Origin of the sequence: Kitasatospora sp. NPDC057692, assembly GCF_042799475.1 — a bacterium.
In the GTDB taxonomy this organism is placed as follows: Bacteria; Actinomycetota; Actinomycetes; order Streptomycetales; family Streptomycetaceae; genus Kitasatospora.
In genome coordinates, this window is record NZ_JBHVIV010000146.1 from 1 (window position 1) to 13302 (window position 13302).

Here is a 13302-nt window from a genome sequence, read left to right on the forward strand (position 1 = left end):
TCAGTTGCACACGGGTCACGCACCATGGTCTACCGGATCAGGGGCAACCGCGAGGGCGAAACCCGCAAATTGATCACAACCGAATACGCGCCCTAAGCCGTCGTCGGGGTCACACCCGCGCGCGTTCGATGCGCGCACCACAGGGCAGTTCACGGAGGAGCCAGCCGACAGGTGGCGCCGGCCTCGGTCTCGAAAACCGTTGGGGTGCGCGAGCATCCGTGTGGTTCGACCCCCACTTCCTCCGCCAAGGGCGAGCTGGGCATGGGAGAGCCCAAGGGTCTGTAACACCCCCGCTTCGGCTGTGCCGGTTCAACTCCGGCCTCGCCCACCAAGCACCGGACCTCACCATGGAGGTGGGCCCGGGTGTAGCCCTGGGGCTACACCCGGGCTCACCGTCGTCTCCGGCCACCGTTGATCAACCTGCGATCCGGGGAGCAGAATTACCCCATGCCGAGCGCCCTCTACCACTTCACGAGCCTGATCCGCTGGTCGAGCATCCAGAAGACCGGCCTGCTGGAACCGAGGAGCGAGCAGGCCGTCAGCTTCCTCGACGAACGCCCGGTGCTCTGGCTCACCGACTCACCAAGCGGGTCTTCGAAGACCGGAGTTGCCGCTGATCGCATCGAGGTCAGGGTGGAGGTCCACCCTCGCGGGGCGGTCCACCCATGGGCGCTGTGCCGCGTCGAAGTACCTGGCAGCGCAACCAACTTGGATACGGACGGTTCCGATCCGGACTCGTGGTTCGTGACCCCGGAGCCGGTGCCGCTCCAGGTGTGGAGCAGCGCCGTTGACGTCGCCACGGGCGAAGTCCTCTGGAGCACGGAGCAGGCGCCACTCCCGCTCGGCCCCGCCGACGGCTGGTCCCTGGCCGACACCGAGCTGTCGGAGTTCCAGGACTTCGCCACCACGACGGTGGCCAAGATGGCGGAGTCCGGCACCCTCCAGGACGCCAGCCTGTGGCAGTGGACCGTCCAGTTTCTTCCGCGCCAGGTCGAGCGAGTGCGCGCGTGGGCAGCCGAACCGAACCAGGCCGCGCAGTTCCGCGCCTGGGCGGGCTGGCGGTCGCTTCGCGAGAAGGCCGAGCAGCTGCCCGGCCTCCCCGCGAAGTGGACCACCATGTAGGTCACCGCCGGCCGTCGAGCCGGCCGTCGTCGACCCCGCGCGGCAGGACGGACATCTGGTCGGGGTCGGCGAGTTCGGTCAGGCCGTGCACCGCGGCGTCCATCCGGTCTGGGCTGTCCATGCTGGCGACCCAGGTGACCATCTGCCCTTCCAGCTCGGTGAAGTGCCCGACGTGGTGCACCCGGCCCTGCTCGTACAGCTGGGCCATCGGCTCCGCGCGGAGGCGCTTGCCGACCTTGGCGTTGACCTCCAGGATCATCGGCATCAGCAGACCTCGAGTAACACCGTCCCGGGCCAGCTGCTCCCACTCCTGGGAGACGATCTGCTTGGCCATGTTGCCGCCATAGTTGGCCTCCACCACGATCGCGTCCGCCCGCAGGTCCAGCGCCAGCTGGCACGCTGCGAGCCCCCAGTCGTTCGCACCGAGGGTCCCGGAAGAGTCCGCGACGACGTACAGGTGGTCGTCGTAGCCGAGGGCCATCCCGACGATGCCGGTCTCGTCGTTGACGGCCGAGTCGCCGCCGGACGGGTCGACTGCGACGACGACCCGGGCCATCTCCAGGCCGGAGAACTGGATCGGGGTGAGCCGGGCCGTGTCGATCCAGGACCGCTTCCACACGCCGCCTTCCTGCGGCCTCGGCTTCTGCTGGAACAAGCTCCACCACACCCGCTCACCGACCGCCCGCCGGATACCGGCCAGCGCCTTGTGCCCGTACCGGGCGGGCCACAGCGGCTCCCCGGCCTTCCGGCCGAGCGCGTCGGCGTCACTGTCCGCGACCGCCGGGAGATCGATGATCGTCCAGTCGTCGGCGGTCTCCCCCGCGAGGATGCGCCCGGCGAGGTCGTCTTCGTGCCAGCGGGTCTGGATGACGATCACCGAGCCGCCCGGCTCGATGCGGGTGAGCAGCACCGCCTGCCACCACTCCCACAACCGCCGTCGCATGGTAGGTGATTGGGCGTCGGCATCGTCCTTGATGGGGTCGTCGACCACGGCCAGGTGCGCGCCCTTGCCGGTGAGGCCGCCGCCGACGCCGGCCGCGATCAGGCCGCCCTCCCGGCCGAGGATGTCGAAGCGGTTCGCCGCCTTCGACCCGGGGTGGAGCCGGATGCCGAGCTGCTCACCCCAGGTGGTGATTGCGTCCCTGATCCACCGGCCGTGGTCGTCGGCCAGGTCGGAGCTGTACGAGGCGATCATCACCCGGTGGTCCGGACGCTGAAGGAGATACCAGAGCGGCGCCCACCGGGCCGCCCGGCGGGACTTACCGTGCCGGGGCGGCATGGTGAGCAGCAACCGAACCGACTCCCCCGCGGCGATCCGGCGGAAGGCGTCGTCGATCAGGTCCAGGTGGGCAGCCTGCATCTCCCGCCCGTCGGTCAGCACCGCGGCCATCGACCCCGGGGAGCGGCGCAGCGCCATGTCCCGCTCCACCTCGGCCAGTTGCGCACGGAGCTTCGGTGAGGCGTGCTCAGCGATGGCGATACGCCTGGCGGCGGGCAGGGTGCGGTACTGGGCGATCAGGTCGCCGTTGCTGCCCGTCACCCTTCACCCGTACCGGCGCCGGCGCCCTCGGTGAAGGCGATCAGCTTGGCCAGCTCGTCGGTGGTGACGTCCACCTCGACCGGGCCGCCGCCGGTGCCGCCGATCTCCGTGCGGGTCGGCCGGTCCAGACCGAGCAGCCGGGCCCGGCGCTCCATGATCCGCAGCGCCCGGTCGATCGCCGGGAGGTCCCCGTCCCGAACGGCCCGCCGGTACGCGACGAGGAACATCCGGTCGAGCCGGGCATCCTCCAGCGCCCGCAACTCCTCCACGTCGACCGCCAAGCCGGTGACCCGGTGGTCGAGGGCGTCGGCGATGTCCCGGCGCACCGCGCGGACGAGCGTCGCATCGTCGGGGGCCGGGCGGCCCTTGGCGTACAGCTCGTGCCCGTACCGGTACGGGTAGGCGATCCGGTCCGAGTTGATGGTGGGGTCGGCGGCGAGCTTGCGGCCCACGGCGGCCGGATCGACGCCGGCGAGCCGGAGCTCAACAGCGTCGGTGCGGCGCTGGGTGATGGCAGCACGCTGCGCCCGGGTGGGGCGGGCCATGGCGCGGGTCCTCCGAACGGTGCGCCCCCGCGCCACCACCCATGATCCCTTATCGACGGGTGACGACTACCAAGTGCTCCGACGGTGCATCGAGGCCCAGGCCACACCCGGACTATTGCCTCGACATTGCAATCCGCAACCGAGTAGCTTTCCTGGGTGACGAACGCCAGCGCCCCCGTGGTCGCCTTCTGCACCATTTGCACCCGTCATCGCGCCATGACCATCGAAGGCGCGCTGGTCGAGCAGCCCGAGCCCGAAGTCGGCCGAGACGAGGCTCGGCAGCTGATGCTGGCCAGGTGCAGCTGCGGCGGAGTGGTCATGCTGCTCCAGGAGTACTACCCCGACGGCGGCATGACCGAGCCGGAGGTCATCTGGCCGCTCACGTCTCGGCCGATCCCGCCCGGCGTGCCCTACAAGGTGGCGAAGGACCTGTCGGAAGCACGACGCTGCTTTGAACTGGCCAGCTCCTACCCGGCAGTTGCCATGATGGTGCGGCGCGCCGTGGAGCTGGTCTGCAAGGACCACGGCGCCACCCGGGGCAACTTGGCGACAAAGCTTAAAGAGCTGGAGGACGCGGGCACGATCGACGGGCGTCTGCTCTCCTGGGCGACCTCCCTGCGCTTTCTGGGGAACGACGGCGCCCACGGCGACAACGTCAGCCGTCAGGACGCCGAGGATGGCCTTGCCCTAGCCGAGGCTCTGGTCGAGTACGTGTACGTCCTCGCAGCGAAGCACAGCGCGTTCGAGCAGCGGCGAGCGGCCGCTGCCGCGAAGGGCACGCCCTCAGTCGTTCCAGCCCAGCCCATGGGCGGAACCGCCTCTTCCTCTGCGGCGAGCTGAGCCATCGGCCCACGCATGGCGGCCCGATGCCGAACGGCGGCGGGCCGCCCCTTCGTCACGCGGTCAGGTCGAAGCGTCTCGGTCTTGGTCACCGTCGTAGTGCGGGCGCGCAGGTAGGCGTTCAAGGCCATCGGAGGACGCGGGCCGCCTCCGCGATGTCCGCGAACGCCTTGCTCAGATCGGTGCCGTGCCTGCTGAGGATGCGCGGCTCCGGCCCGGTGATGATCACCGAGCGCCAGCTGTCGACCCAACTCCCACCCCGGTCCGAAGGTCCGCCGGGATCTGGTGGCGGTGCGGGTCCGGCGCGGCGGCCAGTGGTGGCTGGTTGCCTGCACGGCTCCAAGGTCCGGATGGAGCACAGAAGTGGATCAAGTGTCGTGCGGCGTCGCTGGTGCCGATCCAGGCGATTCAGCCGGGGGTGCAGCCGGAGCAGCTCTCTGCGGGTCCGGCGCCGGCCAGCGGACGCCAGAGTGGCACCAGGTGAGAGGGGCCGCCTCGGGCCTGCGGGTGGCCCGGCGGCGGAGCGTCGGGCCTCCGGCTGCTTCTCCAGCACAGGTAGCGCCCGACGCGCCAACTGCCTCGGAGCGGCGCCGAGCCAGTCACCCCCGAGACGGCCCGCTCGGCGCCCCCGCGAGACCAGGGAGTGCCGAGCCTGTCCCGACTCTCCTCTTACTCGATTGCGTCGAACGGCAGCTGACGCCCCACCTTGCCCCCGGGATCCTGAGGAGCCGCCAGTTCCGACTGCCTGGCCTTCGGCTTACGCTCTGGCATGGGCAGAAGGGCGGCCTGGCCGGTCCCGGGCCGGAGGACGGTGACGCGGGGCCGGTCGCCGTGGATGTCGGGTACGCCGCGGGCCCGGAGGTAGTGGGCGAACTGCCAGTTGCGGCAGGTGCGGTAGGCCGGGCTGTTGGCGTTGGGGTCGTCGTCCGGAATGTCGGCGTCGGCGAAGGCGATGGGTCGGATGCCGTCGAGATGGACGGTGAGGTCCTGCACGCTCAGGGTCTCGCTGTGGCTGGCGGCGGCCGTGAGGGCGAGGTGCGGGTTGTCCTCCCAGCGGTAGGGGGTTGTAACGCCGCAGAGGTACCAGGCGAGGGCGTGGGGGAACTCGTCGAGCTCGACCGTGACTTGCTGGATGCGTTCGTCGATCAGGCGGCTGTAGCGGCCGTGGAGGGCGACTGCGCAGTGCCGACTGAGGTCGATGCCGGTGACGTACTTGAGCCACAGGTGCCGGTACCTGCGCTCTCCGACTTCGACGGTTATGGTTGGCAACTTGCTTGTCCCATCTGCGAGTTGGGCAAATCCTTTTGTTTCTATTTTATACTCACAAGATGGCTTGCCCTAATCGCTGTCCCGCTCCCTGCACGCCTTCATCAGGGCCTCGACCAGCGGCCTGTGCCGGTTGTGCCGGTAGTTGCCGGGGTACTCCATGTTGAACTCCAGCTCCAGCGCCGCCCGCCGCTCGGTGTCCGGCAGCGGGCGCGGCTTCCTGCACACCGCGTAGATGTTCCCGCCGTTCGGGTTGCCCCGGATCTCGACCTGCCCGAAGTACCGCTCCATCAGTGCACGCAGGGTATCCGGGTCGTGGAACCGCTGCATCGTCCACACGCCCTTCCTGAACGTGGCGGTGAAGCCGTCCTCGTCCAGGAACTCGATGCTGCGCCGGTAGCGGCCGTTGTTGCGGGCCTTCTTCCCGCTCATCCGCCGCTCGACGGAGCCGAGGGAGCGGGTGCCGGTGTAGAAGGTGCCGCCCTTGGCGAGCAGCGAGTTGCACGTGGCGACCACGGCCTGCTCGAAGTCGAACGAGGTGATCGAGTTGATCACCGAGTCGAGGACCACGACGTCGTACAGGCCGTTCGCGGGGATGTCCCGCTGGAGGTCGCGAATGTGGGCGACAGTCGCGGCCACGTCGAGGGCGTTCTCCTTCCCGGCCGCCTTGACGTGCGGCTCGTACCAGTGGGCGTCGAAGCCCTGCGACTTGATCCGCTTGATGTAGGCCAGCTCCCCGGCGCCGAAATCCATGACGCGCTGCCCGGGCCGGAGCGCCGGCAGGACGTGCTGCTCGTACGTCGTGCTCTTGTTGGAGACGCCTTCGTCACCGCCCAGCCGGTGCATCTGGCACCAGTGCTGGTTGTAGGCCTTGATGCCAAGCTGGGTGTAGTCGTAGACGCCATAGTCGCCCTCCAGCCACACCGCCAGCTCGTCGGCCTCCTGCACGGACAGCCGGTAGCACAGCAGCGGCAGCTTCAAGTCCGCGACGACCACGGCGTAGTCATTGTTGAGGATGACCCTGCCGCTGCTGTCCGCAACGACCGAGCCCCAGGTGCCGTAGCGGGTGACCAACCTGCGGATCTCGGCCTGGATGGCCGGGTTGGAGCGGGAGACCGCAGTGACGTCCTCCGGGTTGATCCACTCCCAGCCGTGCGCGTCCGGGCCGGCGGGCGGCACCCGCACCTTCGACCCGTCGGTCTCGATGGAGTTGTGCAACAGGTTGAACTGGACCTCGTCCTGGGTGGAGACGTGCCCGTCGAGGAGGATCGCCGGGGCGTGGTCCTCGCCGATCGCCTTCAGCGACTTGGTCCGCTGGTGACCGGCGACGAGGATGTGGTTGCCGTTGACGATCACGGGCTTCACGCAGCCGAACAGCTTCAGGGACTGTTGGAGGCGACCGAACGCCTCCTCGGTGAGGCGACGCGGGTTGTAGGGGGCGGGCTTGAGGCCGGTGAGGGGGTAGGACTCCACGAACTTAGGCATCGACGGCCTCGTGCTGGTCGGCCAGGTAGTGGGCGAAGCCGGTGTCGGTGCCGCGGCGCTCGTAGAACGCCTCGTGGATGGCGTTCAGGCGCTCGACCTCCTCCTTGGTGATCTGCACGCGGGTGGTGTCCCACTGGACGAAGCCCCACTGAAGGTGCTCGTCGGCGATCTTCTCGCCCTCGCGGTCGGTGGTCTCGGCGGCGAGCTGGGACGGCAGCTCGACGGAGTCGAGGAGGTCGTGCAGGGCGTCCTGGTCGTAGCCGGTCCCGTCGAGGCTGGGCAGCTCGGAGAGGATGTCGGAGAGGAGTTCGGTGTCGTACCCGGCGAGGTCGCCGGTCCGGTTGTCGACCACGACGATCCGGGCGGCGGCCTCGTCATCCACGTCGACCCAGGTGACTGCGATCTCCGTCCAGCCGCGCAGGAGCGCCGCGTCGGCGGTGTGGTTGCCGGCCAGGATCTCGTTGGTGCGGCCGGTGTGAGTACCGCGGTTGACGACGATCGGCTTGAACTGGCCGTTGATCCGCAGGCTGTCCGCGACGGCGCCGACGTCGCCCCGACGGGGGTTGCGGTGGTAGCGGTTCAGGTCCGCGATCGGGAAGGCGAAGGGCAGGAGATCGTCAACGATCCGGTCGATCGGTTCCACAGGGTGGTCCTTCGTAGGCCGATTCCCCGCGCCCTACTGGGCAATCAGCCTAGACGATCTACGATCCCCCGATGCGCTCAAGCAGCCCCTCACCAGTGGTGTTGACGACGTTGCGCTCCGTACAGCAGACTCGATTCCGATCAGGCGCTCTGGGAGAGCACCCAGGTAAAGCCGCTCGCTGCTTGCCAGCTGTGTCCGCCGACGCGGGCGCGAAGCTGGATAGCTATGGGAAGGGTCACCCCTTTCCGGAGAGCGAACGCTGGCGTCGGGTCGGTGCAGAGCGCGTCCGAAAGGCCACTAGCGCGCGTCTGCTGCGCACGACCCGAGACCACACGTCGGTAGGCGTCTCGGCCCGAACCGCCGGTACTCGTACGGGGGGTGGGGGCCGAGCGTACCCACGCTGAACAGGCCCCTTCCCTCTGGGAAGGAAGTCAGGCCCGATGGAACTCACAGGGTGGGCAGCGTCCGTCCTCGGCGTCATTCTGGCGCTGGCCGCGATCTCCAACGCGCTCATCGACCAAGTCACCGCACTGAGCAAGAAGGCCATCCGATCAGCGCACGAGATCAAGTCCGCCTGGAACGAGGTAGACGCCTCGGACTCCGATGCCCTCGCCGCCCCCGACTCAGCTCCGTCGCTGTGCGACCAAACTTCCGAGCGAGGAACCCGGGTTGAGTGAGAGCCTGGTCCGCATGGTTGATGAAGCGGCTGAGGCCGTAGAGGCACGTCGGGTCGCAGGGGCGCACGCGACAGTAGCCCATCTGGCAGGGGTGCTGGACAAGATCGGCTCCGGCTCCATCGAGGTACACCAGCCGACCCACGACGTGTTCATCGTGGCGTGGGGTTGGTGGGCACGCTTGGTGCGAAGTGGGCAGGCGGTCAGCCTGCTCAGCAAGTCCGGTTTCGCGCACGAGAGTTCACCGATCGCTCGAAGCATCGTGGAGCACACCCTGCACCTGAGTTGGCTGGTCGACTCCGGCCCAGACGCGGTAGCCGCCCTCGAGGAGGAGCGGACGGTGAACGCCTCGAAGCTGATCAAGAGCATCGAGGCGGCGGCGGAGAACGGGTGGCAGGTCCCGGAGGGGGTGGAGCGTCCGACTCTTCCGGTGAAGGGCGATGAACATCCTCTGCTGAACGAGACCAGGTCGTTCGAGGACCTGTGCACTCTGTTCGGCGCGCCTGGAGTCTACGTCGTCTACCGGGTCTTGTCCGACTACGTCCACCCGAGCCTGAACAGCGCCGAGCAGTACCTGCACGGCAACCTTGACGGTACTGCCAGCATCGGGACAACCGCTCAGGGCTCGCACCCGGAGACGATCATCCAAGCCGCGTACTGCCTGATCCAGGCGACAAGGACGCTGAGTGAGCTGGTAGTTGACGATGGTCCCCTGCGGGAGGCTGCGGAGCGAGCGAGCGAGCTGCTGGGCCACGTGCCGGGAATGCCGGCACGACTGCCGAAGCCGCCCAAGGTCGAGCGCGGGGTTCCGCTTCGCGCGCAGGTGACTGCGCCGGACCTGGAGACCGCGGTGAAGCTGGCTGACATCGCGTTCGCGGCTCTGGAAGCATCCGGCCTGGTGAAGCTCAGGCAGCGACACGACTCCGGGAGGCAGTCCCGCTCAATGATCGAGTTGGAGGCGCTGCCCGAGTCCTGAGCGAGTGGGCGCCCGCCGCAGCTGCACCCCCTGGGCCTCGGGGGTGCAGCTGCGGCGGGCGGCTACTCGCCGCCGTCTTCGGCGCGAGCCTGGGCGGCGGTGAGTTCGCCGGCGCAGAGGCGGCGGGCGAGCTGTACGCGGTCATGGAAGTCAGCGTGCCCGGCGGCGAGGAGGTCGGCGGCGGTGTCGAGCCGGGCGTACAGCTCGTCCAGCTCGGGGTCGGTGATGTTGCTTGCCGTTGGGCGGCGGGCGGCGGGTTCGTCGGGGGTCACGTTGGCTTCCCTTCCGTGGTGTCGAGTAGCCGGTGCGCCGGGGATGCCCGGCCGCGGTGGTGGCGGTCGGGTGGAGGACCCCGAGGAGGATGTCGCGGCGGCGTGGCGGGCCGTCGAGGGTTTCGATCTCGGCCCGGCCGCCGCCGAGGGCGATGACGCGGATTCGGCGGCCTTCGTCGAGCGGGTGGCAGGAGACGTACTCCTCGCCGGGTGCTGGCTGCGGGGTGGTTATCGGTTGTTGCAGCGGCACAGGCCGCTGGGCAGGCACCAGGAGTCGCAGGCCTTGCACCAGACCGCTCCCGGGACGGGCGGGGTGCGGTCGGGGGTGAAGTTGGTCGTCATGTCTTCTTCCTCTGGCGGTGGGCGTCGAGCGCGATCAGGAGGGTCGCTCGATGCTGTGCCGCGTTGGGGTCGGGCCAGCGCCTGCTGTAGCGGCGAGGCTTGGGCTCCGGGCGTGGCGGTGTCGGGTTGTTGGTCTCAGGTAATGATCGTCGACTGGTCCTACACCAAGCCCTACTTCCCGGTCGGCGTCATCGTCCGCGTCGCCGTCGCCTCCGTCATCGCGGTCGCGCTGACCTGGCAGTTCCTGAGCATCGACATCAGCGCCGTCGACCTCACCACCGACTACGCTTCCAACCGCCAAGTCGTGGTCTACATGCTGACCTACCTCAGCTTCGTCCTATGGAGCAGCGTGGAGATCGCCTTCTTCTGCGGCAGCATGGCCCTGGTCAACTGGCGCCGCAGTCAGCAGCCCGCAGCCTTCGGGCAGCTGCTCACCGCGATCGGCGGCGCCTTCTGCGTGGCGTTCACGTTCAGCAAGGGTGGCTACCTGATCGCCTATCAGCTGCACCACCCATGGCCCCTGGCGACGGAGAAGGCCCTCAGCTCGCCCCTCGTCGGCCTCTACATCCTCCTGGTCCTGGTCGGCCTGTGCCTAGCTACGCTCCACGGCAACAGGGCGACGAGTGCGACTACGACTGCGACCACGGCCGCCGTCGACGCCTGATCCAGGCAGCCGCGAACGGGTGCCCGCCGGACTCCAGCGGGCACCCCTTCTGCATCATCAGGCGGTGGCAGGCGCGGGGGGCGGCGGCTGGCTGCGCCACCACAGCTTCACCCGGCCGGGCTCGATCGTGCGGATGCCCCGGGCGGAGGCTGGGTGGACGTCGATCCGGTGGAACATCAGCAGCGCCAGCCCGGTCTTGGACGCCGGAGTGGCGGTGTCCCACCAGCGGATCAGCTCGTCGACATCACCGAGGATCGGAACGTCGACGGCCTGCTCCAGGAAGCGGAGCCGCCTGCGGATCGTGCGCTTCTCGGCGCCGGCGATCTCCTCGGCCTCGGCGTACGCCGCCGTGGTGATCTTGCGGGCGACGACGAGGGCGGACAGCTCCGCCTCGGTGGTCTCGATCTCCTTGAGCCGGGCCCGGTCCGCCTCGATGCGCGTCCGCAGCTCGTCCTGAATCCGCTGCATCGCCTCGACGTTTCCCGGGAGCAGCAGCTCGGCGACGATGTGCTCGCCGACGTACTCCTCCAGGAGTTTGGCGCCGATCCGGACTTTCCCGCACGCGCCGGGCCCCTTGTCCCGGTAGCCGGGTGAACCCGCGCCGGAGCGGCCTCCCTGCATCGGACAGCAACACTCCCCGCAGACCGTGAGGTCGACGGAGCTCAGGAAATACGGGTAGGCGTCGTCGCGGAGACGGTGATCACCGTTGACAGCTGCGTCGAGTGCTTCAAGCGCCTCAAACTCGCTGCGGGTGATGATCCCCGGGTTTCCGGTCTCCTGGAGCAGGCCGTCGACATCACGGTAGAGCCCGGCGATGGTCGGGTTGGCGACCAGGCGGCCGAAGGTCTGGCTGTTGAAGGGCTTGCCGAGGGTGCCGGTGAAGCCCTGGCTGTTCAGCCACTCGGCCCCGGCCGCCTTGGACTCGCCCTCGCGGGGCTGGTCGCTGGGCACCTCAGCCGCACCCGTCAGCTCGGGGTCGTTCCCGAGCCGACGGGCCACGGCCTTGCGCAGTGCGCCAGCCTCGGCGTCGTGCAGCGTCCGGTTCTTCGTATCAGCGAAGCCGAACAGTCTCGGAGGCATAGTCCCAACCTGTCACCGTCGCCCCGGTCCAACATGGTGGCCCCTACGCGAAGAGTTACCACCATGTTAGCCGGATCAGTTAGCGTGCATGACTGATCCCAAGGAGGGCCTTCAGAGGCGCTGTCGGCACTCGAACCGAACCCCCAAGGTCGATCAGCTCCACAGGGAACCTGCCCTGCTTGATCAACTCGTAGGCACGGTTCGGCCCGATACCCAGCGCCCGAGCGGCGGTCACGACGTTGATCGTGACAGGAAGCTCCATCAGCTCCTGCACGGTCATCCCGCGCACTGGTGCACCCTGCGTTTCAGTTTTCATGCAAGTCGTCGCGTTTCTCCCCCGCGCCAACCAGTGCTCAACCTACCTCACCCAGTAAGGCACGGGAAAGGCGAAGACCATCAGCGAGAGGCGACGAACTCACCGTTCGCACACCACAACTCTGGGCAACAGGCGCCGGGCATCACCGGGGCGCGATCCGGGCAACACGCCTACCCAGTAAGGGAGATAGGGGTCAAGCGATGCCATATACTACGCATAGCGAACGTTAGTTCGATTCAAAGGTTGATGACGAGCTTGGCGGCACCCAGCGAGAACGAGGGGGACTCGTGCACAAACGACGGACCTACCAGCGATGCGCGTGCAAGGGACCACTCTTCCACCGGCAGGGCTCCAACAAAGGCCAGCCGATGCTCAACAGCGACGGAAGTCAGCGGATCGGCACGCTCGGGTCCGGATGCCCGGACCTCACGAAGAAGGGCCACGGGTCCTGGTACTACTACCTGGAGCTTCCCGAAGACGCGAACGGTGAGCGGCAGCGCATCCGCAAAGGAGGGTTTCGGACCCAGACCGACGCCTCCGACGAATGTGGCAAGGTCTGGGAGCAATACCAGGCCGGCTTGGACATCGGCGTCAAGGAGACCTTCGGGGACTACCTGGACCGATGGCTGAAAGGCAAGGGCGACATCACGCCCGGGACGGTCAAGAAATACCAGGACAACATCCGCCTTCACATCAAGCCATTCATCGGCCAGGTCGATCGCAAGGACCTTCGCAAGGACCACCTCGAAGCCCTCTTCACTCGAATCCAGGAACGGAATATCGAGATCCAGGTGCACCGCGAGTACGTGGCGCTCCTGGCGGCTGACTGCGAGCAGAAACGCAAGGCCTGGCACGACACCCCCCGGGGCCGGCGCCAGACCGCGCGCGCCGAATGGCACGCAGCACGCGAGCTCCTCGCCACCGAACGCCGAAAGCAGCGACAGGTAACCGACCTACCCAGCCAGCACCTCATCCTCGGGATTCTGTCGTCAGCACTGAACGATGCCGTCCGCGCAGAACTCGTCAAGAAGAACTGGGCGCAGCTGATCAAGCTACCCAGCAGCAAGCCGCCGCGGCCAATGCTCTGGACCCCAGCTCGCGTCCAAAGGTGGCGAGAGACCGGTCGAATCCCGGGCAAGGTAATGGTCTGGACTCCCCAGCTGACCGGTCAATTCCTGGACTTCTACAGCAACCATGACCTCTTCGATCTCTGGCATTTCATGGCTCTTCGAGGCCCACGTCGAGGAGAAGCATGCGCGCTCCCCTGGACTGAGGTCGACTTGGCGGAGCGGCAAGTAACCATCAACCAGCAAGTTGTCGCCATCGCACACAAGCTCTTTGGGACTGATCCGAAGGCAGATTCCGAGCGCACCATCGACCTCGACAGCGAAACCGCCCGACTCCTCGGTATTCGCCGCGCCCGCCAGAACGAGGACCGGGAGCGGCTAGGTGTACTGACCACGGAGGTTGGTGACAGGGCTCACGGCGTGGTGATCTTGAAATGAGTGAGGGCCTTCTGGCTCGGTGTGGATTGCGA

General features: G+C 68.0%; 14 protein-coding genes and 2 tRNA genes. 8 read left to right on the plus strand and 8 right to left on the minus strand.

Going from position 1 to position 13302, the window contains the following annotated elements; all coding sequences use genetic code 11:
* Positions 1–153: 153 nt before the first annotated feature.
* The 3 genes from ACFVFS_RS39265 to ACFVFS_RS39275 all read left to right on the plus strand — a co-directional run bounded on the left by ACFVFS_RS39265 (position 154) and on the right by ACFVFS_RS39275 (position 1122).
* Positions 154–247 (plus strand) — tRNA-Ser (locus tag ACFVFS_RS39265).
* Between the two features lies 1 nt (position 248).
* Positions 249–331 (plus strand) — tRNA-Tyr (locus ACFVFS_RS39270).
* A 116-nt stretch (positions 332–447) separates the two neighbouring features.
* Positions 448–1122, plus strand: a complete 675-nt coding sequence (locus ACFVFS_RS39275; protein WP_380629806.1) for a hypothetical protein — start codon at positions 448–450, stop codon at positions 1120–1122.
* A gap of 1 nt (position 1123) precedes the next feature.
* Here ACFVFS_RS39275 and ACFVFS_RS39280 read toward each other — a convergent pair whose 3' ends face one another.
* Together ACFVFS_RS39280 and ACFVFS_RS39285 are read right to left on the minus strand one after the other, a co-directional pair.
* Positions 1124–2662, minus strand: coding sequence for a terminase large subunit domain-containing protein (locus tag ACFVFS_RS39280; protein ID WP_380629807.1), 1539 nt, complete (start codon positions 2660–2662; stop codon positions 1124–1126).
* Positions 2659–3207: a hypothetical protein gene (locus tag ACFVFS_RS39285; protein WP_380629809.1), complete on the minus strand. Its 549-nt coding sequence runs from the start codon at positions 3205–3207 to the stop codon at positions 2659–2661. Before ACFVFS_RS39285 ends, ACFVFS_RS39280 begins: the two co-directional genes overlap by 4 nt.
* A gap of 156 nt (positions 3208–3363) precedes the next feature.
* Here ACFVFS_RS39285 and ACFVFS_RS39290 point away from each other — a divergent pair, with 156 nt between their 5' ends.
* A complete protein-coding gene (locus tag ACFVFS_RS39290) occupies positions 3364–4047 on the plus strand; it encodes a DUF4145 domain-containing protein (RefSeq protein WP_380629810.1) in 684 nt (227 codons plus the stop codon).
* A 669-nt stretch (positions 4048–4716) separates the two neighbouring features.
* On the opposite strand, the gene ACFVFS_RS39295 is transcribed toward ACFVFS_RS39290, so the two are convergent.
* The 3 genes from ACFVFS_RS39295 to ACFVFS_RS39305 form a co-directional block, all read right to left on the minus strand.
* Positions 4717–5316: a hypothetical protein gene (locus tag ACFVFS_RS39295; protein WP_380629811.1), complete on the minus strand. Its 600-nt coding sequence runs from the start codon at positions 5314–5316 to the stop codon at positions 4717–4719.
* A gap of 69 nt (positions 5317–5385) precedes the next feature.
* Positions 5386–6798 carry a ParB N-terminal domain-containing protein gene (locus ACFVFS_RS39300; protein ID WP_380629812.1) on the minus strand — a complete coding sequence of 471 codons (1413 nt, stop codon included), beginning with the start codon at positions 6796–6798 and terminating at the stop codon, positions 5386–5388.
* Positions 6791–7441, minus strand: a complete 651-nt coding sequence (locus tag ACFVFS_RS39305; RefSeq protein ID WP_380629813.1) for a ParB/RepB/Spo0J family partition protein — start codon at positions 7439–7441, stop codon at positions 6791–6793. Before ACFVFS_RS39305 ends, ACFVFS_RS39300 begins: the two co-directional genes overlap by 8 nt.
* A 440-nt stretch (positions 7442–7881) precedes the next feature.
* On the opposite strand from ACFVFS_RS39305, the gene ACFVFS_RS39310 reads away from it, so the two are divergent.
* Positions 7882–8118, plus strand: coding sequence for a hypothetical protein (locus ACFVFS_RS39310; protein WP_380629814.1), 237 nt, complete (start codon positions 7882–7884; stop codon positions 8116–8118).
* The gene (locus ACFVFS_RS39315; protein WP_380629815.1) at positions 8111–9091 is read left to right on the plus strand and encodes a DUF5677 domain-containing protein; all 981 of its coding nucleotides are present in this window, start codon (positions 8111–8113) and stop codon (positions 9089–9091) included. The genes ACFVFS_RS39310 and ACFVFS_RS39315 overlap by 8 nt, the downstream gene beginning before the upstream one ends.
* A gap of 62 nt (positions 9092–9153) precedes the next feature.
* Here ACFVFS_RS39315 and ACFVFS_RS39320 read toward each other — a convergent pair whose 3' ends face one another.
* Entirely contained in the window at positions 9154–9363 is a 210-nt protein-coding gene (locus tag ACFVFS_RS39320; protein WP_380629816.1) for a hypothetical protein, read from the minus strand.
* A gap of 484 nt (positions 9364–9847) precedes the next feature.
* Here ACFVFS_RS39320 and ACFVFS_RS39325 point away from each other — a divergent pair, with 484 nt between their 5' ends.
* Complete coding sequence (locus ACFVFS_RS39325) at positions 9848–10369, plus strand: hypothetical protein (protein ID WP_380629818.1); 522 nt, start codon at positions 9848–9850, stop codon at positions 10367–10369.
* A gap of 57 nt (positions 10370–10426) precedes the next feature.
* Here ACFVFS_RS39325 and ACFVFS_RS39330 read toward each other — a convergent pair whose 3' ends face one another.
* Both ACFVFS_RS39330 and ACFVFS_RS39335 read right to left on the minus strand, forming a co-directional pair.
* The gene (locus ACFVFS_RS39330) at positions 10427–11449 is read right to left on the minus strand and encodes a hypothetical protein (RefSeq protein WP_380629819.1); all 1023 of its coding nucleotides are present in this window, start codon (positions 11447–11449) and stop codon (positions 10427–10429) included.
* A gap of 79 nt (positions 11450–11528) precedes the next feature.
* Positions 11529–11729: a DNA-binding protein gene (locus ACFVFS_RS39335; RefSeq protein WP_380629820.1), complete on the minus strand. Its 201-nt coding sequence runs from the start codon at positions 11727–11729 to the stop codon at positions 11529–11531.
* 404 nt (positions 11730–12133) lie between these two features.
* On the opposite strand from ACFVFS_RS39335, the gene ACFVFS_RS39340 reads away from it, so the two are divergent.
* On the plus strand, positions 12134–13270 hold the full coding sequence (locus ACFVFS_RS39340) for an Arm DNA-binding domain-containing protein (RefSeq protein ID WP_380629821.1): 1137 nt from the start codon (positions 12134–12136) through the stop codon (positions 13268–13270).
* The last annotated feature ends 32 nt before the right edge of the window (positions 13271–13302 follow it).

What these genes read in the sequence shown, in the direction of transcription:
- ACFVFS_RS39275 (WP_380629806.1), top strand. Translation starts at nt 448, where the DNA reads ATGCCGAGCGCCCTCTACCACTTCACGAGCCTGATCCGCTGGTCGAGC.
- ACFVFS_RS39285 (WP_380629809.1), bottom strand. Translation starts at nt 3,207, where the DNA reads ATGGCCCGCCCCACCCGGGCGCAGCGTGCTGCCATCACCCAGCGCCGC.
- ACFVFS_RS39300 (WP_380629812.1), bottom strand. Translation starts at nt 6,798, where the DNA reads ATGCCTAAGTTCGTGGAGTCCTACCCCCTCACCGGCCTCAAGCCCGCC.
- ACFVFS_RS39310 (WP_380629814.1), top strand. Translation starts at nt 7,882, where the DNA reads ATGGAACTCACAGGGTGGGCAGCGTCCGTCCTCGGCGTCATTCTGGCG.
- ACFVFS_RS39325 (WP_380629818.1), top strand. Translation starts at nt 9,848, where the DNA reads ATGATCGTCGACTGGTCCTACACCAAGCCCTACTTCCCGGTCGGCGTC.
- ACFVFS_RS39330 (WP_380629819.1), bottom strand. Translation starts at nt 11,449, where the DNA reads ATGCCTCCGAGACTGTTCGGCTTCGCTGATACGAAGAACCGGACGCTG.
- ACFVFS_RS39335 (WP_380629820.1), bottom strand. Translation starts at nt 11,729, where the DNA reads ATGACCGTGCAGGAGCTGATGGAGCTTCCTGTCACGATCAACGTCGTG.
- ACFVFS_RS39340 (WP_380629821.1), top strand. Translation starts at nt 12,134, where the DNA reads ATGCTCAACAGCGACGGAAGTCAGCGGATCGGCACGCTCGGGTCCGGA.